We start from the raw sequence: 19,435 nt of genomic DNA, 5'->3' as shown, positions 1-19,435 counted from the left end.
CGTCGCCGAACGCGAAGCCGTCGCCGTCGCCGAAAACGCCGCCAAGAAGGCCGCCCAGGAAGCCGCCGAGAAGACCGCCAAGGAGGCGGCGGAGAAGGCGGCGAAGGAGGCCGCCGAGAAGGCCGCTGCCGAGAAGGCGGCCGCCGAGAAGGCCGCGAAGGACGCCGCGCGGGCGAACCTTCCGGAGGACGTCCGCAAGATGCTGGAGTTGGAGGACCAGAGCGTCGCCGAATGGCCCCACGACCCCCTGAAGTCGGCGGCCAACAAGAACGTCGACCTCAGCGGCATGGAGCACGCCCCGAAGTGGCGGACCACCAACGAGGAGCTCTACCGCTTCGACCGCCGGGGGCCCGAGGAGATCTTCAAGCCGGGCGAAGGGTTCCAGCCCTGGGTGGAGGACTACAACAACCTCTACGGCTACGCGAGCAAGAACACGAACTCGATCTACGTGGGTACGACGCGGGACCCGCTGGCCGAGGTCGGCGGCTCGAAGCCGTGGCGCTACGACATCGACGCCGAGGGCGGCATCGACGTCAATGCGACGCTGGGCAAGCACACCCCGTACGAGGAGGAACGTGAAATCGTGTTCCCGGGCGGCGTGCGCCTCGAGGACATCAAGGGCGCCTGGGAGATGAAGGACGGCAAGCCGATCCGCTACGTGGAGAACCCCCACTACCGGAAGCCGTAGCCGGCACGGGATTCGGGCGCCCCCGGCGCGGGGCACCGCAGCAGATTCGACACGGGCACAGCCCGAAAGGACGGACCAAGGTGACGGCCGGACGCCAGGAGCCTGAACTGACCAGCGCCATGCGGGCGGCGGCGAAGCAACGGCCGGGCCAGTGGCTCTACTCGATCGATCCGGGTTTCGACCCCGACGGCGAGGTGCCCGGGCACGGCGTGGTGGGAGCCTGGCAGGTCGACCAGACCGGGAACGTCGTGCGGTTCCTGCACAACCCGCACTACAAGCCCTCGCCCATGGCGCTCGACCTGACCCCTCCGGTCAACGACCTGGAGAACAAGCTCCAGCTCAGCGCCACCGGGTACTGCAGCGAGCAGGTCTTCCTGGAGGAGCTGCTGCGGTCGGAGCTGCTGATCTATTCCACACCGGACCGGCAGCGGCCCTTCGTGATCCCGGGGGAGAACGACCGGGCGGTGCTGGAGGGCTGCACCTCGCCCGGCTACCTCCCGCCCGAATGGCCCGGCGCCGTGCCGGTCCCGGTGCGCGCGCTGGCGGAGATTCCCGGGGGTGTCGACCTGCGGGTCAATCCCGGGAGCCGGGTCTCCGTCACCATTCCGTTCGAGGACCTGTGCCAGGCCCTCGCCGCAACTCCGGCCACCAGCAACGAGGAATCGACATGACCCCGTCCGGAACCATCCCGACCGACGAGCAGTACGCCGCGGCACGGGAATTCGTCATCACGCGCCAGCGGCGCAGCGGCCGGAAGCTCGCCCAGTGCGACCCGGACATCAGGACGGCGTTCGAGGCGTGGTCCCAGCTCGTGGACAAGGGTCTCGCGCGCACCAGGGTCGCCCTGAACGAGGGCGACCTCGGCGCGGCGGCACGCTCGTGGGCCGTCGTCATCGAGGCCGTCTCCGCCTGGGTGACGGACGACGACTTCCCGGCGTCGTTGTACGCCGACGCCTACGCCAACCGCTACGGCGGCTGAGACCGCTCAGGGCCCGTCCACCGGACGGGCCCCGTTGCTCACACCACTGCCGCCGGCGCGAGGAAGATCCGGGTGAGCCCCTCCGGGGAGAGGCAGACGAGGTGGTCCGGGCCGGGGAGCAGGAGGGTCCGGACCACTGCTCCGAGCGCGAACTCGACGCCGCGCCGGGCCGGGTCGACCGGCCCGAACCGCACCAGGCCGTCGGCCCACGCCGCGGCCAGGAACAGGCCGGCCGGGCCCGCGGCCACGCTCACCGCCGTCACCCGGTGGCCGCGCTCGGTCACGGCGGACTCCAGGGCGGGCTGGCCCGGCCGCCAGGCGCGGACCCGGCCGTCGGCACCTCCGCTGACGAGGAGCGGAGCCCGCACGCCGTCGTGGTCCGGCGGCAGCAGGGCGGCACCGAGCGCGGTCACCGCCCCCTGGTGGAGACGCTCGGCGCTCGTCCCGCCGGACACCGGCCAGTGCACCGTCCCGGTGTCATCCCCGACCGCCGGCAGGTGGGCCAGCGCCGTCGGGCGGCCCGCCACGGACGACGGGAGCCGCAGGTCGCCGGCGAGCAGCTGCACCTCGCCGTCGGGCCCGAGGGCCGCGACCGTCCCGTCCGGGTAGCAGGTGAGCGCCGTCAGCCCCTCCGGTCCGACGAGCACCCCGCGGTCGAGCAGCCGCCCCGTGGCCAGGTCGACCAGGTGCACGCTGCCGGTGTCGTCCGCCGCCAGGATCCGCCCGTCGAACGGCCCCCGGCCCAGGGCCGCGGCGACGAACGGGGCCTCCGCCTGCGCCGGGCCGCAGGACCACTCGACGTGCCAGGGTGCACCGGGGACCGGCGGGAGGCCGTGCTCCGTACCGTCGGCCGCCAGACGGGCCCTCAGCATCTCGGCCCGTACGGGTCCGGAGCGCTCTCCCAGCAGGGCGGGCCCGGCCGCGTGCCACGCGGCGTGGAGCCGCCCGCCACCGACGGACCCGAAGGCCGCCGCCACGGCGAGCGGCTCCGCGCAGGCGACGAACAGCGGGTCCTCGAGCAGCTGGTCCGCCATCCCGGCCGCGACGCACTGGCCGAGCAGGAGGCCGAGCAGGCCGGGGTCCGCGCTCAGGAGGTCCGGCCCCCGGTCGGCCGTCCGGGGGACGGTCCCGGCCAGGGCGCGGGCGACGTCGGCCGGGTCCACGGGAGCGGTGCCGTCCGTCACGACCTGCCGGAGCGGGCCGGCGGGCAGCCACCAGGTGTCACCGGACGGGGAGTCCGGCGGCAGCAGCTCCGCGGCGCGCCCGACGGCCTCGGGACCGGCCAGGACGGACCATTCCTGCCGGGTGAGCGGCCGGACCGCGGTCGTCAGCGCGCCGAAGGCCGGACGCACCTCGTCCGGCACCGCGGCCCACCAGGCCGCGGGAACGTCCGCGCCGGCCGGGCCGTCGGGCCCGTCCGCCGGGTTGGCCGCCCCGGCCGGGACCCTGGCCGCGAGCAGGGCGAGACCCGGGCTCGGGTACACCTGCTCCGCGGTGAACGGCGAGCCGGCGCGCTGCCGGTCGTACCAGGACGCGAAGCGCCCGGCATCGGTCCACCGCGGCTCGTCCAACGCCAGCACCGCCGGCTCGTCCGCCACCGGCAGGACGCCGTCCGATTCGACGACCATGCGCACGCCGGGCAGGTCCGACAGCGGGCCCAGCAGGAGGCCGGCCACCGCCTCGGGCTCGGCCGAGCGGTTGAGGTCCCACAGGATCAGCAGCCGGGGCCGGTCCGCCGCGCGCAGGCCGGCGACGAGCTCTGCGGGCGTGCGCGCCCACACGCCGAGGCGGGCGGCGATGGTCCACGTCGCGCTGTGGACGGTCGTTCCGGCCAACGACACCGCCGCGTCGGGCCGTTGCCGCGCGGGCGTGGCCGGGTCGGAGCAGGCGGTGGCCAACCAGGTCAGCAGCCGGGTCTTGCCGATGCCGGCGGGGCCGGTGACCCGGCACGTCCGCGGCGCCCGGGGGTCGTCCAACAGGGCCAGCAGGGCCCGGCCCGCGGGACGGCGGCCGGCCGCCAACGGGGGTATCCAGCGCCCGGTCGTGTTCACCACGGTCTCCCTTTCGCCCAGTCAGCGACCATGATCATACGGCGCCCAAAGCGGTGATTCGTGCATGGATCCGGCCCAACCGTCCTTACCGGGCGCCGGTCCGCAGCCTGAACACCTCACCGTGGTCCCGCCGTTCACCCGAGGCGGGTTCGACTCACCACTGCTGCACGCCCTCTGGACGAACGCTGTCCTGAGCATGTAAAACATCTCTCCCGGCGGCTTCTCCGCACAGCGCCACCCCCACACCCCTTCGCGCACCCCGCTCCGTGCCCCCGGCCAGCCCCTCGTCGGCCCCTGCCGACGCCCGGCCGGCGTCCGCTCCGGCGCCCGCGGCCGCTCGTCCGCGGCCACCCCACCGGCCGTTCCGCGTGCGCTCGACTCCCCTCGCCGCTGCCGCCGTTCACCGCGTACCGCCGCCGCGCCCCTCGTCGGCGCGCCCCGTCGCACCCCGCCGTGCGCCGTCGCGCGCGTCGTCGCCGCGGCCCTCGCAGAGAACCGAGGAGCACCATGACGTTCCGTCTCCGCACCACCGCCGCCGCCGTCGCCGTCGTCCTCGCGGCGACCACCTTCACCGCCGCCGCCCTCCCCGGCACCGCCCTCGCCGCACCGGCCCCCGCGCCGACCGGGTCCGCCGCGCTCGCCGTGGCCCAGGCGGACGCCGCGATCACCGACCACGCGGCCGGGCTCGGCGTGACCCCGCAGCAGGGCCGCACCGTCCGGGACGTGGTCACCGACGCCGACGGCGCCCGCCACGTCCGCTACGACCGCACCTTCGCCGGCCTGCCGGTGCTCGGGGGCGACCTGGTCGTCCACCTCTCCCCCGGCGGTGCCTTCCGCAGCGCCGACCGGGCCGCGGCCGGCGACCTCGCCGTGCCCACCACCCGGCCCGCCGTCCCGGCCGCCACCGCCCGGGCGCAGGCCGTCCGGGCGCTCGGCGGGTCCGTCCGGCAGGCCGACGCCAAGGCCGAGTTGGTGGTGGACGCACTGCACGGCGCGCCCCGGCTCGCCTGGCAGACCACCGCCGCCGGGCAGGACCACCTGGGCAACCCGGTCGCCCGCACCGTGCTCTCCGACGCCGCGACCGGCGCGGTGATCGACGCCTGGGACGCGATCGAGACCTCCACCGGCGACGGCTCCTCGCTCTACGGCGGCACCGTCCCGCTGGAGACGACCGCCGCGAGCGGCGCCTTCCAGCTCAAGGACCCGACCCGGGGCAACACCTACACGGGCGACGCCCAGAACAAGACCGACCTCTGCTTCGGCACCATCTGCCTCAGCCGGGCGCCCGCCGTGGTGTTCACCGACGCCGACAACCACTGGGGCACGGGCAGCACCGCCGACCGCGCCACCGCCGCCGTCGACGCCCAGTACGGCACCAACACCACCTGGGACTACTACAAGAACGTCCACGGCCGCGGCGGCATCGGCGGCGACGGCAAGGGCTCGTACAACCGGGTCCACTACGGCAGCAAGTACAACAACGCGTTCTGGCAGGACAGTTGCTTCTGCATGACGTACGGCGACGGGGACGGCACGACCTTCGGCCCACTGGTCTCGCTGGACGTCGCCGGGCACGAGATGTCGCACGGCGTCACCTCGCGCACCGCCAAGCTCGTCTACTCCGGCGAGTCCGGCGGGCTCAACGAGGCCACCTCCGACATCATGGGCACCCTGGTCGAGTTCTACGCGGCCAACGCCGATGACCCGGGCGACTACCTGATCGGCGAGGAGATCGTGAAGCCCGGTTTCGGCAAGGCCGCCCTGCGCTTCATGGACCAGCCCTCCAAGGACGGCAAGTCGGCGGACTGCTGGAGCTCCGGCGTCGGCAACCTCGACGTGCACTACTCCTCGGGCGTCGCCAACCACTTCGCCTTCCTGCTCGCGCAGGGCAGCGGCGCCAGCACCGTCAACGGCGTCTCCTACAACAGCCCCACCTGCAACGGCTCGACCGTCACCGGCATCGGCCGGGACAAGCTCGGCGCCATCTGGTACCGGGCGCTCACCGTCTACATGACCTCCGGCACCACCTACGCCGGGGCCCGTACGGCGACCCTCAAGGCCGCCACCGACCTCTACGGCGCGGGCAGCGCCGAGTACGCCGCCGTCGCCGCCGCCTGGTCGGCCGTCGCGGTCGACTGACCCGCACCACCGCCCTCCCCCGCCGGCCCGGGATGCCCCCGCACCCCGGGCCGGCCCGCGCGACCACCGGGGTCCACGAGGCCTGCGACGCCCGCCGGGGCCACCGGGCCGCGCAGCCAGAGCGGCAGCACCGGGACCGGACCGGCCGACCCCCGCTCACCCATCGGAGCCCGCCGCGCCCACCGTCCCCCGCGCCGGCGACACCGCCCGGTCCGCCTCCAGCGACTGTTCCAGCCGCTCCAGCAGCACCCGGAACGTCTCCGCGTCCTGCTCCGTCATCCGCCCCTCGGGCGACACCCGCACGCCCTGCGCCCCGGCCGTTCTCTCGCTCATGCCGCGACGCTACGCGCCGGCGATCAACGCCCGATAAACACCCGGCTCACGCCGGCCGCGGGCGCCGGGTTTCTTCCGCCCGGTGAACTTACGTTGACCCTGGTGGGCGGGCGCTGGAACGCTGTCGGCGTGAGCCAATCCGAGAGCCTTGTGGGCCGCCCGCACGTCGATCTGCGACGTCACGCGAGCGCCATCTGTGCCGTTGCCGGCCGCTGACGCCCCGCTGCTCCGCCACCGCCTCACCCTCCCCGCCTGACGGCCTCCCGCCCGATGCCCGACGTACGACGCCCGCGCCGTCGTACGCGTCCGCCGGGCCGTTCCGCCCACCCGCCGCCACCCGCCGCCACGCGCCGGCCCGTCACCGGCCCTGCCCGGCCCCCGGCGCCGCCACTCCGCACACCCTCCCGCCGCAAAGGAACCACGCCATGGCCACCACCACCCGCCGCCGATTCCTCGCCCTCGCCGCCCTCGGAGCCGTGGCCACCGCCTGCGGACGGGCCACCGCGTCGGGCGGCAGCGGCAGCGAGACGCGCAAACTCCGCTACCAGGGCTGGGCCGGACAGGTCACGCTGCCCGAACTCGCCGAGGACCTCGGCTACTTCGACGACGTGAAGCTGGAGTGGGTGGGCAACACGATCAGCGGGCCGCAGGACATCCAGTCCGCGGCGACCGGGCAGATCGACTTCGGCGGCGCCTTCAACGGCGCGGTGGTCAAGCTGATCGCCGCCGGAGCGCCGGTCAAGGCGGTGATCAGCTACTACGGCGTGGACGAGCGGACCTTCAGCGGCTACTACGTGCTGGAGGACAGTCCGATCCGCTCGGCCCGGGACCTGCTCGGCAAGAAGATCGGCATGAACACCCTCGGCGCCCACTCCGAGGCGATCCTCGACATCTACCTGCAGCGCAACGGCCTGTCCGCGGCCGAGATCGCCAAGGTGGAACCGACCGTGATCCCGCCCGTCAACACCGAACAGGCGCTGCGGCAGAAGCAGATCGAGGTCGCGGTGCTCGGCGGCGTGCTGCGCGACAAGGCGCTGGCCTCCGGCGGCATCCGGCCGCTGTTCAGCGACTACGACCTGCTGGGCCGCTTCAGCGCCGGCAGCTACGTGGTGACCAACCGCTTCCTCAAGGAGAACCCGACCACCGCCTGGACCTTCGTCACCGGGGTGGCCCGGGCAATCGAGTGGGCCCGGACCACCCCGGCCGAGGAGGTGATCGAGCGCAGCACGCAGATCATCCGCAAGCGCGGCCGCAACGAGGACGCCGCCGCGCTCAAGTACTGGAAGTCCTTCGGGGTCGCGGAGACCGCCGGCCGGATCACCGACGACGAGTTCAAGCCCTGGACCGACTGGCTGGTCGCGCACGGCGACATCAGGGCCGGCCAGGTCAAGCCGGCCGACCTCTACACCAACCAGTTCAACGGATACGGGGGTTGAGCGCGATGAGCGCGCAGATCGACTTTCGCGGCGTGACCAAGTCCTTCCCGGTCCGCGGGCGTTCCCGCGAGGAGTTCGTCGCCGTGGACGGCGTGGACCTCTCCATCGCCGCGGGCGAGTTCACCGTCCTGGTCGGGCCGAGCGGCTGCGGCAAGTCCACCCTGCTGGACCTGGTCGGCGGGCTCACCGCGCCGACCTCCGGCGAGATCCTGCTCGACGGTCGCGCGGTGACCGGCCCCGGCCCGGACCGCTCGACGGTGTTCCAGCAGTACGCGCTGCTGCCGTGGCGCACGGCCCAGGGCAACGTCGAGTTCGGGCTGGAGTCGATCGGCGTACCGCGCCGCCAACGGGCCGCCCGCGCCCGCGAGTTCCTCGACCTGGTGGGGCTCACCGGTTTCGCGGACCGGCACCCGCACGAGCTGTCGGGCGGCATGAAACAACGCGTGGCGATCGCCCGCAGCCTCGCGTACGACCCCGAAGTCCTGCTGATGGACGAGCCGTTCGCCGCGCTCGACGCGCAGACCCGCGAATCGCTCCAGGCCGAACTGCTGCGGATCTGGCAACGCACCGGCAAGACGGTGCTGTTCATCACGCACGGAATCGAGGAGGCGGTCTTCCTCGGGCAGCGGGTCGCGGTGCTGACCTCGCGGCCGGGGCGGGTCAAGGAGGTCGTCCGCATCGACCTGGGCGCACGCGACCGGGCCCCGGACCTCCGGTCCAGCCCCGAGTTCGCCCGCTACCGGCACGAGATCTGGAGCCTGCTGCACGACGAGGTCAGCCGGGCCCAGCAGTTGGAGAGGGAGGTCAGCCGCGCATGAGTACCGAACTGAAGGCCCGGACACCGGCGCGCCACCAGGCCGCGGCACCCGGCCGGAAGAGCAGCCGCCCGGAGAGCCGGGCGGCCGGACGCCGGGGCGGCCCGGACCGGCTCCTCCGGCTGCTGCGCACCGCCGTCACCCGGAGCCTGGCCATCGCGCTGCTGCTCGCGGTCTGGGAGGCGAGCCCGCGGCTCGGCCTGGTCGACCGGACGTTCCTGCCCCCGTTCAGCGAGGTGCTGGACGCCTGGTACCAGCTGCTGGAGAGCGGCCAGCTCGCCATCAACACCCGTGCCAGCCTGGCCCGTTCACTCAGCGGTTTCGGCCTCGCGGTGGCGGCCGGCGTCCCGCTCGGGCTGCTGATCGGCTGGTACCGGCCCGTCGCTGACCTGCTCAGCCCGCTGCTGGAGCTGTTCCGCAACACCGCCGCGCTGGCCCTGCTGCCGGTGTTCGTGCTGATCCTGGGCATCGGCGAGACCTCGAAGATCTCCATCGTGCTGTACGCCTGCCTCTGGCCGATCCTGCTCAACACCATCAGCGCCGTCCGCACCGTGGACCCGACGCTGCTGCGGCTGGCCCGCTCCCTCGACCTCCCGCCGCTGCGGCTGTTCCAGAAGGTGATCCTGCCCGCCTCCGTCCCGGCCGTCTTCACCGGCATCCGGCTGGCCGGCGCGGTGTCGATCCTGGTGCTGGTCGCCGCCGAGATGGTCGGCGCGAAGGCCGGGCTCGGCTACCTGATCAACGCCTCGCAGTACAACTTCGCGATCCCGCAGATGTACGCGGGCATCCTCACCATCTCGGTGATCGGCCTGGCGTTCAACCAGCTGCTGGTGGCGGTCGAGCGCCGGTTCACCTCCTGGCGGCCCGCCCCGGGGGCGTCATGACCGTCACCGAGGACCTCACCACCGACGTCCTGGTGGCCGGCGGCGGCCCCGCCGCCACCTGGGCCGCCCTGCACGCCGCCCGGGCCGGCGCCGACGTGGTGCTCGCCGACAAGGGCTACTGCGGCACCAGCGGCTCCACCGCCGCCGGCGGCACCGGCGTCTGGTACGTCGCGCCGGACCCGGCCGCCCGGGAGGCCGCGATGGCGAGCCGGGAGGCACTCGGCGGCCACCTCGCCGACCGGCGCTGGATGGCCCGCGTCCTGGACCGGACCTACACCAACATGAACGAGCTCGCGGAGAGCGGCGGTTACCGCTTCCCCACCGGCCCGGACGGCCGGCCGCTGCGCAACGGGCTGCAGGGCCCCGAGTACATGCGCCGGATGCGGATCCGGGTACGCCGGGCCGGAGTGCGGATCCTCGACCACAGCCCGGTCACCGAGTTGCTCACCGCCGCCGACGGAACGGTGGCCGGCGCGGCCGGCTACCGACGGCAGGAGGGCCGCCCGTACCGGGTGCGGGCCGGCGCCGTGGTGCTCGCCACCGGCGGCTGCGCCTTCCTCAGCAAGGCGCTCGGCACCGACACCAACACCGGCGACGGCGCCCTCTACGCCGCCGAGGCCGGCGCGGAACTGTCCGGCATGGAGTTCTCCAACGCGTACGGCATCGCCCCGGAGGGCACCTCGGTCACCAAGACCGCCTTCTACACCTTCGCGACCTTCTCCCACGAGGACGGCCGCGTCCTGGAGGGCGCGGCCAGTCAGGGCGGACGCTCGGTGATCGCCCGGGCGCTGCTGGACGGCAAGGTGTACTGCGTCCTGGACCGGGCCGACGCCGACGCGCAGGCCGCGATGCGACGCGCCCAGCCGAACTTCTTCCTCACCTTCGACCGGCTCGGCATCGACCCGTTCACCGACCGGTTCGCCGTCACCCTGCTCGCCGAGGGCACCGTGCGCGGCACCGGCGGCATCCGCATCGCCGGCGACGACTGCCGCACCACCGTCCCCGGCCTGTACGCCGCCGGGGACGCCGCCACCCGCGAGCTGATCTGCGGCGGTTTCACCGGCGGCGGCAGCCACAACGCCGCCTGGGCGATGTCCTCGGGCACCTGGGCGGGCCGCGGCGCCGCCCGGTACGCCCTGGCGCTCGGGCGCGGCTCGGCCGGCCGGACGCTGCGCACGGCGGGCGGGGCGGGCCTGCGTCCGGCCGGCCGGGGCGGACCGGACCACCGCGAGGTGGTGGCCGCCGTGCAGCGCGAGGTGCTGCCGTACGACAAGAACTACCTGCGGCACGGCGACGGCCTCGCCGGGGCGCTCACCGTCCTGGACGACGCCTGGCGGCAGCTCCGCGACGGCCTGCACGGCACCGGCCGCGACGCGATCCGGGCCCGCCAGGCGGCCGCGCTCGCCGCCAACGCCCGCTGGATGTACCGCTCGGCACTCGCCCGCACCGAGAGCCGTGGCATGGCCCGCCGGCTGGACCACCCGGGCCAGGACCCGGCCCAGCACCACCGGATCGCCACGGGCGGACTGGACGAGGTCTGGACCCGGCCGTTCAGGGAGCCCACATGACCGAGGAGCCCGCATGACCGAGGAGTCCGTGTGATCGAGGTCGTCTCCGCCGAACGCTGCATCGCCTGCGACCGGTGCATCAAGGTCTGCCCCACCGACGTGTTCGACCGCGGCGCGGACGGCATCCCCGTCCTCGCCCGGCACGACGACTGCCAGACCTGCTTCCAGTGCGAGGCCAACTGCCCCGTCGACGCCCTGTTCGTGGCGCCGCACACCACCCGCGCGCCCCAGGACGAGCGGCAGCTCGCCGAGGCCGGCCTGCTCGGCAGCTACCGCGCCCGGATCGGCTGGGGCAAGGGCCGCACCATCGGCTCGCTGCACGCCGTCGGGCCGAGCCTCGGCAAGGCCCCCATCACTTCCTGACCACCCCGCACCCGCATCCCGCATCCTGAGAGGAAACCCGCATGTCCAGCTTCGACATCCGCCGGATCGGCGGCCGGATCGGCGCCGAGATCACCGGCCTGGACCTCACCGAGCCGCTCGACGAGAAGACCGTCGCCGCCCTCGACGAGGCGCTGCTCCAGCACAAGGCCCTGTTCTTCCGGGGCCAGCACCTGGACGACGAGGGCCAGCAGCGGTTCGCCCGCCACTTCGGCCCGCTCACCACCGCCCACCCCACCGTTCCGGCGCTCGACGGGCAGCCCAACGTCCTGCCGGTCGACAGCGAGGACGGCGGCCGGGCCAACCACTGGCACACCGACGTGACCTTCGTCCGCACCCCTCCCAAGGCCTCCACCCTGCGCAGCCTGGTGGTGCCCCCGTACGGCGGCGACACACTGATCGCCAACACCCAGACCGCCTACCGGGACCTGCCGGACGCGCTGCGGACCTGGGTGGACGGCCTCTGGGCCGAGCACACCAACGACTACGACTACGCGCAGGGCCGCGAGCTCGACGAGGCGGAGGCCGAGCGGCGGAGCGTCTTCACGTCCACCACCTACCGCACCGCCCACCCGGTCGTCCGGGTCCACCCGGACACCGGCGAACGCGGGCTGTTCATCGGGGGGTTCGCCGAACGGATCACCGGTCTGCCGACGGACGCCTCCCGCGACCTGCTGCGCACCCTCCAGTCCTACGTGACCCGGCCGGAGAACGTGGTCCGCTGGCGCTGGGAGGTCGGCGACCTCGTGCTGTTCGACAACCGGGCGACCCAGCACTACGCCCCGGACGACTACGACGGCCTGCCGCGCCGCCTGCACCGCGTCACCGTCGCCGGCGACGTGCCGGTCGGCGTCGCGGGAGGGGCCAGCTACCTGCTGGAGGGCGACGAGGCCCCGCACTACACCACCTCCTGACCTCCTGACGCCAGCACATCCCGACACCGTCACACCACCGGGCCGCCCGGGGAGCAACCTCCCCGGGCGGCCCGCGAGCGTGCCGTGCGTCAGCGGCCGACGGCGCTACCTCCCGGCGGCGGCCGGTCGTGGGAGGCCGTAGTGCTCGCGCAACGTCCGGCCGGTGTACCGGTCCCGGAACAGGCCGCGCTTGCGCAGCAGCGGCAGCACCTGCTCGGTGAAGTCGGTGAACCCGCCGGGAAGGATCGGCGGCATGATGTTGAAGCCGTCGGCCGCGCCCCGGGTGAACCACGTCTCGATGTGGTCGGCGACCTGCTCGGGCGTGCCGACCACCACCTGGTGGCCGCGTCCGCCGCCGAGCCGGCCGATGAGTCGGCGCAGCGTCAACCGCTCGCGCTCGGCGAGGTCGCGGATCAGCGCGAAGCGGCTCTTCGCCCCGTTGATCTCGGCGATCGGCGGCAGCGGCGGCAGCGGCGCGTCCAGCGGGTGGCCGGTCAGGTCGACGCCGAGCACCGACGACAGCACCCCGAGCGAGCGCTCCGGGCTGATCAGTTCGTCCAGCTCCCGGTCGAGCCGCCGGGCCTCCTCCTCGGTCGAGCCGAGCACCGGGACGACGCCCGGCAGCACCCGGACGTCCCGTCCGTACGCGGCCGCCCGCCGCTTGAGGTCGGCGTAGAAGGCCTGTCCCTCGGCGAGCGTCTGCTGCGCGGTGAACACCGCCTCGGCCCAGCGGGCGGCGAACGCCCGCCCGTTGTCCGAGGAGCCGGCCTGCACCAGGAGCGGGTGCCCCTGCGGGCTGCGCGGGATGTTGAGCGGGCCGCGCACCCGGAAGTGCGGGCCGACGTGGTTGATCTCGTGCACCTTGGCCGGATCGGCGAACTGGCCGCTCTCCCGGTCGAACCGGAGTGCGTCGTCCTCCCAGCTGTCCCACAGCGCGGTGGCCACCCGGAGGTACTCGTCGGCCCGCTGGTAACGGACGGCGTGCTCCTGGTTGGCGTCCCGGCCGAAGTTCTGCGCGGCGCGGTCGCCGGCCGAGGTGACGATGTTCCAGCCGGCCCGGCCTCCGCTGAGGTGGTCGAGCGAGGCGAACTGCCGGGCCAGGTTGTACGGTTCGGTGAACCCGGTGGAGACGGTGCCGATCAGGCCGATCCGCTCGGTCACGGTGGCGAGCGCGCTGAGCAGGGTGATCGGCTCGAAGTGGCTCACCAGGCCCCAGCCGCCGTCGGTGCGCGCCTCGACGCCGTCGGCGAGGAAGACGGAGTCGAAGGCGGCCGCTTCGGCGGCCCGGGCCAGGCCCTGGTAGTGCGCGAGGTCGCCGGCCCTGGCCGGGTCGGTGCGCGGGTGGCGCCAGGCGGCCTCGTGGTGGCCGACGCCCATCAGGAACAGGTTGAAGTGCAACTGCCGCTCGGCAGAAGGCATGACGGATCGCTCCGGAGCTCGGGAGAGGGAAGGGATACCGGAATCCTCCCCGCCGCCCCGCGCGCGGACAACGATTCGTCGGCGGGCGGAATTAATGCCCCGTTGACCTCACCGCCACCGCCGCGCCGAGCGGCGCGGTGCGCAGCTCCATCGGCCGCCGGTAGGCGCTGTCCAGCACCCCGGCGCAGGCCGCGACGGCCAGCACGTCCACCCCGAAGGAGCCGGCCGTCACCAGCCGCGCGGCCTCGGGCCGGGCGTGCTCGGCGACCCGCTCGTGCAGGTGGTCGGCCAGCTGCGGCGCCACCGCGAGCCCGGCCTCGGTGACCACCAGGACCTCCGGGTTGAGCACGTTCAGCAGCAGTTCGGCCGCGGGGGCGACCAGCCGCAGCCGCTCCTCGAACAGCCGCAGCGCGGCCGGTTCGCCCGCACCGGCCAGGGCCAGCAGCCGGTCGAAGTCCGGTGCCGGCAGGACGCCCTCGCGGTGCGCCCGGTGGGCCAGGGTCCGCTCGGACACGGTGGCCTGGAGGCAGCCGGTCCGCCCGCACGGGCAGGGCTCGGCCGAGCCCGGCACCGGGAGGTGTCCGATGTCGCCGGCCCGGGAACGGCGGCCGCGCAGCACCCCGCCGCTGGTGGCGATCGCGGCGTCGACCACGTTGCCGACGAACAGGTGGACCAGTTCGGTGGCGCCGGCGCCCGCGCCGAACAGCAGCTCGGCCTGGGCGAGCGCCCGGGCGTGGCTGTCCAGGTGGACGGGCAGCCTGGTCACCCCCGCGAGCACGTCCCGTACCGGGACGTCCCTCCAGCCGAGCGGTCCGTGCTCCACCACGGTGCCCCGTTCGGAGTCCACCCAGCCGCCGGTGACCACGCCGAGCCCGAGCAGCGACCGGCCGCCCGCCCGCTGGCGGACGAACCCCGGCAGGCACTCGCGCACGGCCCGCAGCACGGCGGCCGCGTCGCCCTGCCGGGGGCGGCGTTCGTGGGCGACCACCCGGCCGCGCAGGTCGAGCAGGGCGAAGGTCAGCCAGGGCACGCCGATGTGGACGCCGACGGCCAGGTGGCCGCGGGTGTCGATGTCGAGCGGCAACTGCGGCCGGCCGGCCCGCGGTGGTCCCTCGGGCGGCAGCTCGCGCAGCAGTCCGAGCGCGATCAGGTCGGCGGTGTGCCGGGAGACGGCGGCCGGGCTGAGCCCGATGGCCCGGCCGACGGCGGCCCGGGTCAGCGGGCCGCCGGCGAGGACGGCCCGCAGGACGACGCCGGCCGCCCCGCCCTCGACGGGCGGCGCGGCGCGGCCGAACGCGGGAGCTGCGACCAGGGAGAGCATGCGGACGATGCTGACAGCGACGTGTTGCGCGGGAGTGGCGGCGGCATGAATCCGCCCGCGGTGCGGCGCACCGCCGGGTGAGCGGCCCGGTTCGCGGCCGGCCGGGCGCGGGCCCTTCGGGCGGGGGCCGGCCCCGCGACCCGCTCAGGCCCGGCCCAGCACCCGGTCGACCGTGATCTCGATGACCACCCGGTCCGGGTTGACCCGCGGCTCGCGGTAGCGCTCGGTGTACCGTCGCACCGCGTCGGCCACCGCCTCCGGCTCGTCCCGCACCACGGCCACGCCCTCCAGGGTCGACCAGCGGGCCCGGTCCACCTGGCAGACCGCCACCCGGAGCCCGGCCGGCCCGGCCGCCAGGACGTTGCGCACCTTGCGGCTGGTCCGGCTGCTGATCACCCGGGCGGTCGCGGTCTCCGGCTGGTAGGTCACGCCCACCGGCACCACGTGCGGCGAGCCGTCCGGCCGCTGCGTGGTCAGCGTGGAGATGTGGCGCTCCCGCCAGAAGGCGAGGAACGCTTCGTCGAGCGCGCGCGGATCATGGGCCATGCCCGCGATCGTACGACGCCCGCCCCGGCGCGAAGGCAGCGGGGCGGGCGCCGGTGGCGGGGCGGGCGTCGGGGCACGGGCGTCGTCGTGAGGGCGTCGGCGACGGGTCAGTGACCGCGGGCGATCCACTCGGGCAGGGCCGGGGCCTCCGCGCCGATGGTGGTCGGGTCGCCGTGCCCGGTGCGGACCACCGTCTCGGCCGGGAGCGACAGCAGCCGGTCGCGGATCGAGTCGATGATCGTCGGGAAGTGCGAGAACGACCGGCCGGTCGCGCCCGGGCCGCCCTGGAAGAGGGTGTCGCCGGTGAAGACCGTGCCGAGCTCCGGCGCGTGGAGGCAGACCGCGCCCGGCGCGTGGCCCGGGGTGTGCAGCACGGTCAGCGCGGTGCCCGCCACCTCGATCCGCTGCCCGTCGGCGAGCTCGCCGTCCGGCAGCCGATCCGGGTGGGTGAGCTTCCACAGCGGCAGGTCGTCCGGGTGCAGCAGGATCGGCGCGCCGGTCCGGGCGGCGAGGGCCGGGGCCGCGTCGATGTGGTCGTTGTGGGCGTGCGTGCAGACGATCGCCAGCAGCCGGCGCCCGCCGAGCGCCGCCTCGACGGCCTCGGCGTCGTGGGCCGCGTCGATCACCACCGCCTCCTGGTCGTCGCCGACGATCCAGACGTTGTTCTCCACCTCCCAGCTGCCGCCGTCGAGTTCGAAGGTGCCCGCGGTGACCAGCCGGTCGATCCGCGCCCCCGGGGCGGCCGGTACGGCGCTCACAGGACCACCACCGAACGGAGCACGTCGCCCTCGTGCATGCGGGCGAAGGCCTGCTCCACGGCGTCGAGTTCGATGGTCTCGGTCACGAACGTGCCGAGGTCCAGGCGGCCCTGGAGGTGGAGGTCGATCAGCATCGGGAAGTCGCGCGAGGGCAGGCAGTCGCCGTACCAGGAGGACTTCAGCGCGCCGCCGCGGCCGAACACGTCGAGCAGCGGCAGCTCCAGCTTCATCTCCGGCGTCGGCACGCCGACCAGGACGACGGTGCCGGCCAGGTCGCGGGCGTAGAACGCCTGGGTGTACGTCTCCGGGCGGCCCACCGCCTCCACCACCACGTCCGCGCCGTTGCCGTCGGTGAGCGCCCGGATCGCCTCGACCGGGTCGGTGGTGCGGGAGTTGACGGTGTGGGTGGCGCCGAGCTTCTGCGCGGTGGCGAGCTTGCGGTCGTCGATGTCCACCGCGATGATCTTCGCCGCGCCGGCCAGCCGCGAGCCGAGGACGGCCGCGCCGCCGACACCGCCGCAGCCGATCACCGCGACCGAGTCGCCCCGGCCCACGTTGCCGGTGTTGATCGCGGCACCGATGCCCGCCATCACACCGCAGCCCAGCAGCCCCGCGACGGCCGGCTCGGCCGCCGGGTCGACCTTGGTGCACTGGCCGGCCGCGACCAGGGTCTTCTCCGCGAACGCGCCGATGCCCAGGGCCGGCGACAGCTCGGTGCCGTCCAGCAGCGTCATCTTCTGCGAGGCGTTGTGGGTGTTGAAACAGTACTGCGGCCGCCCGCGCTTGCAGGAACGGCACTGGCCGCAGACCGCACGCCAGTTGAGCACCACGAAGTCACCGGGCTCGACCTCGGTCACGCCCGCGCCGACCGACTCCACGATGCCCGACGCCTCGTGGCCGAGCAGGAACGGGAACTCGTCGTTGATGCCGCCCTCCCGGTAGTGGAGGTCGGTGTGGCAGACACCGCAGGCCTGGATCCGGACCACCGCCTCGCCCGGTCCCGGGTCGGGCACCACGATCGTCGTCACCTCCACGGGCGCGCCCTTCGCACGCGCGATGACTGCCTTGACCTGCTGGGCCATCCGATCCACCTCCGTCGTCCGGTGCGGCTCTGCACCGGTGTGACCTGCTCAATCGACTTGCCCACGAAGCGTATCGCCCGCGCCCGCCCGCGCCCGGCGCACGGCCCCGGTGATCCGGCCCACCGCCGCCCGGCGCGGCCGGGGCGAGCCGGGCGCACCGAACGTCCGTCAGACCGGTTCCGAACACCTGGCGTTGGCTGGAATCGTCGCTGACTGTGGCGCCGCGCCCACGTACGGTCGTATCGAACCCGACGACCCGTCCGACCCATCCGTCCCGCCCGCGCCGCACTCGCCCCCGTGCTGCCCGCCCTTGTCCGGACCGACACGGTCCGAACCGGCCTGACCCGTCCCCGCGCACCTTCCCGGATCCACCCCCCCGCCGGGCCGCCCCCGCGCCGCCCATCGCCCTGGAGTCTGGAGTACGGATGTCCGCCGAGAACAGTGCCGCCCGTGCCGGGACCGGCACCGCCACCAGTACCGCCACCAGTACCGACGCCCGAGCCGCCGCTGCCGTGCTGCCCCCGCTGCACTGCCTGCGCCGCCTCACCCCGGGCCCGCCGCGGCTCGGCACGCTCCCCACCGGCACCCCGGTCTGGCTGGTCACCCGCCACGCCGACGTCCGCCAGGTGCTCACCGACCCGCGGCTGGGCCGCGCCCCGCTCTACGCCCCCGACGCGCCGCCGGTCTCGGTCGTCCCGAACCTCCTGGACGACCCGCAGAGCATGCTCAACATCGACGGCACCGAGCATCAGCGGCTGCGCCGCACCGTGCAGCGGGCGTTCACCCCGCGCGCGATCGCCCGGTGGCGGCCCTGGGTGGCCTCGGTGGTCGAGGGCCTGCTGGACGAGCTGATCGACCAGGGCTCCCCCGCCGACATCGTCGCCGCCTACACCCGTCCGCTGCCGGTCGCGGTGATCAGCCGCCTGATGGGGCTGGACGGCCTGGACGGCAAGCGGCTCGCGCACTGGAGCGACCACGCGCTCTCCACCACCGCGTACTCCGCCACGGCGATCCGGACGGCGCTCGGCGAGTTCGCCGCCTTCGGCGCGGAACTGATCGCCGAACGCCGCGCCGCCCCCGGTGACGACCTGGTCAGCGGCCTGCTCGCGGCGGCCGCGGAGAGCGGCGACATCACCGAGGCGCAGCTGGTCTCGCTGGTGATCGGCCTGGTGGTGGCCGGGCACGAGACCACCATGACCACCCTCGGCAACGCCCTGGTCTACCTGCTCGGCGACGGCCGCGAGGACTGGCAGCGGCTCGCCTCCGACGAGCAGAGCGCGGCCACCGCCACCGAACAGCTGCTGCGGGCCGTCCCGCTGGGCGACAAGAACCACCTCCCCGGTCTGCTGCGGCGCGCCGTCGAGGACGTGGAGGTCGGCGGCGTGGTCATCCCGGCCGGCAGCGTGGTCGCCGCCGACGCCGACGCCGCCAACCAGGACCCGGAGGTCTTCACCGGCGACCTGCGGACCGAGCTGTTCGCCCCGCTGGGCGCGCCGATGTTCACCTTCGGGGCCGGGCCGCACCACTGCCTGGGCGCCTGGCTGGCCCGGATGGAACTGGAACTGGCCCTGCACCGGCTGGCCCGCCGGCTCCCCTCGCTGCGGCCGGCCGCCCCGGCCGAGGCCATCGAATGGCGGCACGGCCTGCTCACCCGCAGCCCGCACACCCTCCAGGTCGCCTGGTGACGGCGGACCCGGCCGCCCGGCCGGCCCGGCCGCCCGCGGTGCCGACCGACGCGGCTGCGGAGGCGGGTGCGCCCGCGGACGCCGTCGTGGTCCGGGTCGACCGGGCGCGGTGCATCGGCTCGGGCATGTGCGCGCTCACCGCGCCCGGCTCGCTGGTGCTCGGCGACGACGGGCTGGCGCGGCCGGTCCGGGCACCCCGCGCGGCCGGCGCGGACGGTCCCGGGGAACCGCTGACCGAACAGCTCACCGAGGCGGTCGAGTACTGCCCGGTCGAGGCGCTCGCCCTGTACTCCGCCCGGGACGGCCGCCCGATCGCCCCCGCCCCGTGACCACGGTGGCGGGGGCCCCGGGGGGGGGGGGGCGGGCCCCCCCGCGCACGGGCCGGGGCCGGGGGCGCCGCCCCCGGCACCCGCGGGGCCGCGCCCCCCGCTCGCGG

Annotated in this window: 20 protein-coding genes; 13 read left to right on the top strand and 7 right to left on the bottom strand. The window is 74.8% G+C overall.

What is annotated here, in order from left to right; genetic code table 11:
• The 3 genes from ACFVHB_RS38020 to ACFVHB_RS38010 all read left to right on the top strand — a co-directional run.
• The coding region (locus tag ACFVHB_RS38020) for a hypothetical protein (protein ID WP_380331969.1) at positions 1 to 688 on the top strand (688 nt) is incomplete at its 5' end.
• A gap of 80 nt (positions 689 to 768) precedes the next feature.
• Complete coding sequence (locus tag ACFVHB_RS38015) at positions 769 to 1,359, top strand: type VII secretion system-associated protein (RefSeq protein WP_380331966.1); 591 nt, start codon at positions 769 to 771, stop codon at positions 1,357 to 1,359.
• On the top strand, positions 1,356 to 1,667 hold the full coding sequence (locus ACFVHB_RS38010; protein WP_380331963.1) for a hypothetical protein: 312 nt from the start codon (positions 1,356 to 1,358) through the stop codon (positions 1,665 to 1,667). Before ACFVHB_RS38015 ends, ACFVHB_RS38010 begins: the two co-directional genes overlap by 4 nt.
• 38 nt (positions 1,668 to 1,705) lie before the next feature.
• Here ACFVHB_RS38010 and ACFVHB_RS38005 read toward each other — a convergent pair whose 3' ends face one another.
• Positions 1,706 to 3,718 (bottom strand): hypothetical protein, encoded by a 2,013-nt coding sequence (locus ACFVHB_RS38005; protein ID WP_380331960.1) that lies wholly within the window; start codon positions 3,716 to 3,718, stop codon positions 1,706 to 1,708.
• Positions 3,719 to 4,225: 507 nt separating this feature from the next.
• Between ACFVHB_RS38005 and ACFVHB_RS38000 the strand changes: the two genes are divergently transcribed.
• The gene (locus ACFVHB_RS38000; protein ID WP_380331958.1) at positions 4,226 to 5,857 is read left to right on the top strand and encodes a M4 family metallopeptidase; all 1,632 of its coding nucleotides are present in this window, start codon (positions 4,226 to 4,228) and stop codon (positions 5,855 to 5,857) included.
• 156 nt (positions 5,858 to 6,013) lie between these two features.
• Here the strand turns inward: ACFVHB_RS38000 and ACFVHB_RS37995 are convergent, their stop codons facing one another.
• Positions 6,014 to 6,190 carry a hypothetical protein gene (locus ACFVHB_RS37995; protein ID WP_380331955.1) on the bottom strand — a complete coding sequence of 59 codons (177 nt, stop codon included), beginning with the start codon at positions 6,188 to 6,190 and terminating at the stop codon, positions 6,014 to 6,016.
• 102 nt (positions 6,191 to 6,292) lie between these two features.
• Between ACFVHB_RS37995 and ACFVHB_RS37990 the strand changes: the two genes are divergently transcribed.
• From ACFVHB_RS37990 to ACFVHB_RS37960, 7 genes are all read left to right on the top strand, one after another.
• On the top strand, positions 6,293 to 6,406 hold the full coding sequence (locus tag ACFVHB_RS37990) for a putative leader peptide (RefSeq protein WP_380331952.1): 114 nt from the start codon (positions 6,293 to 6,295) through the stop codon (positions 6,404 to 6,406).
• A 209-nt stretch (positions 6,407 to 6,615) separates the two neighbouring features.
• Positions 6,616 to 7,626 carry an ABC transporter substrate-binding protein gene (locus ACFVHB_RS37985; protein ID WP_380331949.1) on the top strand — a complete coding sequence of 337 codons (1,011 nt, stop codon included), beginning with the start codon at positions 6,616 to 6,618 and terminating at the stop codon, positions 7,624 to 7,626.
• Positions 7,627 to 7,631: 5 nt separating this feature from the next.
• The gene (locus tag ACFVHB_RS37980) at positions 7,632 to 8,444 is read left to right on the top strand and encodes an ABC transporter ATP-binding protein (RefSeq protein WP_380331946.1); all 813 of its coding nucleotides are present in this window, start codon (positions 7,632 to 7,634) and stop codon (positions 8,442 to 8,444) included.
• On the top strand, positions 8,441 to 9,325 hold the full coding sequence (locus ACFVHB_RS37975; protein ID WP_380331943.1) for an ABC transporter permease: 885 nt from the start codon (positions 8,441 to 8,443) through the stop codon (positions 9,323 to 9,325). Before ACFVHB_RS37980 ends, ACFVHB_RS37975 begins: the two co-directional genes overlap by 4 nt.
• Positions 9,322 to 10,893: an FAD-binding protein gene (locus tag ACFVHB_RS37970; protein ID WP_380331940.1), complete on the top strand. Its 1,572-nt coding sequence runs from the start codon at positions 9,322 to 9,324 to the stop codon at positions 10,891 to 10,893. Before ACFVHB_RS37975 ends, ACFVHB_RS37970 begins: the two co-directional genes overlap by 4 nt.
• Positions 10,894 to 10,923: 30 nt before the next feature.
• A complete protein-coding gene (locus ACFVHB_RS37965; RefSeq protein WP_380331937.1) occupies positions 10,924 to 11,256 on the top strand; it encodes a 4Fe-4S dicluster domain-containing protein in 333 nt (110 codons plus the stop codon).
• 41 nt (positions 11,257 to 11,297) lie between these two features.
• Positions 11,298 to 12,188 carry a TauD/TfdA dioxygenase family protein gene (locus ACFVHB_RS37960; RefSeq protein WP_380331935.1) on the top strand — a complete coding sequence of 297 codons (891 nt, stop codon included), beginning with the start codon at positions 11,298 to 11,300 and terminating at the stop codon, positions 12,186 to 12,188.
• A 105-nt stretch (positions 12,189 to 12,293) separates the two neighbouring features.
• Here the strand turns inward: ACFVHB_RS37960 and ACFVHB_RS37955 are convergent, their stop codons facing one another.
• The 5 genes from ACFVHB_RS37955 to ACFVHB_RS37935 form a co-directional block, all read right to left on the bottom strand.
• Positions 12,294 to 13,607, bottom strand: a complete 1,314-nt coding sequence (locus ACFVHB_RS37955; protein WP_380331932.1) for an LLM class flavin-dependent oxidoreductase — start codon at positions 13,605 to 13,607, stop codon at positions 12,294 to 12,296.
• 91 nt (positions 13,608 to 13,698) lie between these two features.
• Positions 13,699 to 14,928: an ROK family transcriptional regulator gene (locus ACFVHB_RS37950; RefSeq protein WP_380331929.1), complete on the bottom strand. Its 1,230-nt coding sequence runs from the start codon at positions 14,926 to 14,928 to the stop codon at positions 13,699 to 13,701.
• A 144-nt stretch (positions 14,929 to 15,072) separates the two neighbouring features.
• Positions 15,073 to 15,474, bottom strand: coding sequence for a pyridoxamine 5'-phosphate oxidase family protein (locus ACFVHB_RS37945; protein ID WP_380331926.1), 402 nt, complete (start codon positions 15,472 to 15,474; stop codon positions 15,073 to 15,075).
• 107 nt (positions 15,475 to 15,581) lie between these two features.
• Positions 15,582 to 16,232: an MBL fold metallo-hydrolase gene (locus ACFVHB_RS37940; RefSeq protein ID WP_380331923.1), complete on the bottom strand. Its 651-nt coding sequence runs from the start codon at positions 16,230 to 16,232 to the stop codon at positions 15,582 to 15,584.
• Complete coding sequence (locus ACFVHB_RS37935) at positions 16,229 to 17,314, bottom strand: S-(hydroxymethyl)mycothiol dehydrogenase (RefSeq protein ID WP_380331920.1); 1,086 nt, start codon at positions 17,312 to 17,314, stop codon at positions 16,229 to 16,231. The genes ACFVHB_RS37940 and ACFVHB_RS37935 overlap by 4 nt, the downstream gene beginning before the upstream one ends.
• Positions 17,315 to 17,739: 425 nt before the next feature.
• On the opposite strand from ACFVHB_RS37935, the gene ACFVHB_RS37930 reads away from it, so the two are divergent.
• A complete protein-coding gene (locus ACFVHB_RS37930; protein ID WP_380331917.1) occupies positions 17,740 to 18,999 on the top strand; it encodes a cytochrome P450 in 1,260 nt (419 codons plus the stop codon).
• Positions 18,996 to 19,328: a ferredoxin gene (locus ACFVHB_RS37925; RefSeq protein ID WP_380331914.1), complete on the top strand. Its 333-nt coding sequence runs from the start codon at positions 18,996 to 18,998 to the stop codon at positions 19,326 to 19,328. Before ACFVHB_RS37930 ends, ACFVHB_RS37925 begins: the two co-directional genes overlap by 4 nt.
• The last annotated feature ends 107 nt before the right edge of the window (positions 19,329 to 19,435 follow it).

The sequence above is a fragment of the Kitasatospora sp. NPDC127111 genome (assembly GCF_042677465.1).
Taxonomy (GTDB): Bacteria; Actinomycetota; Actinomycetes; order Streptomycetales; family Streptomycetaceae; genus Kitasatospora.
The sequence above is the reverse complement of the archived record's forward strand: the minus strand, read 5'-3'. Positions and strand labels throughout refer to the sequence as shown.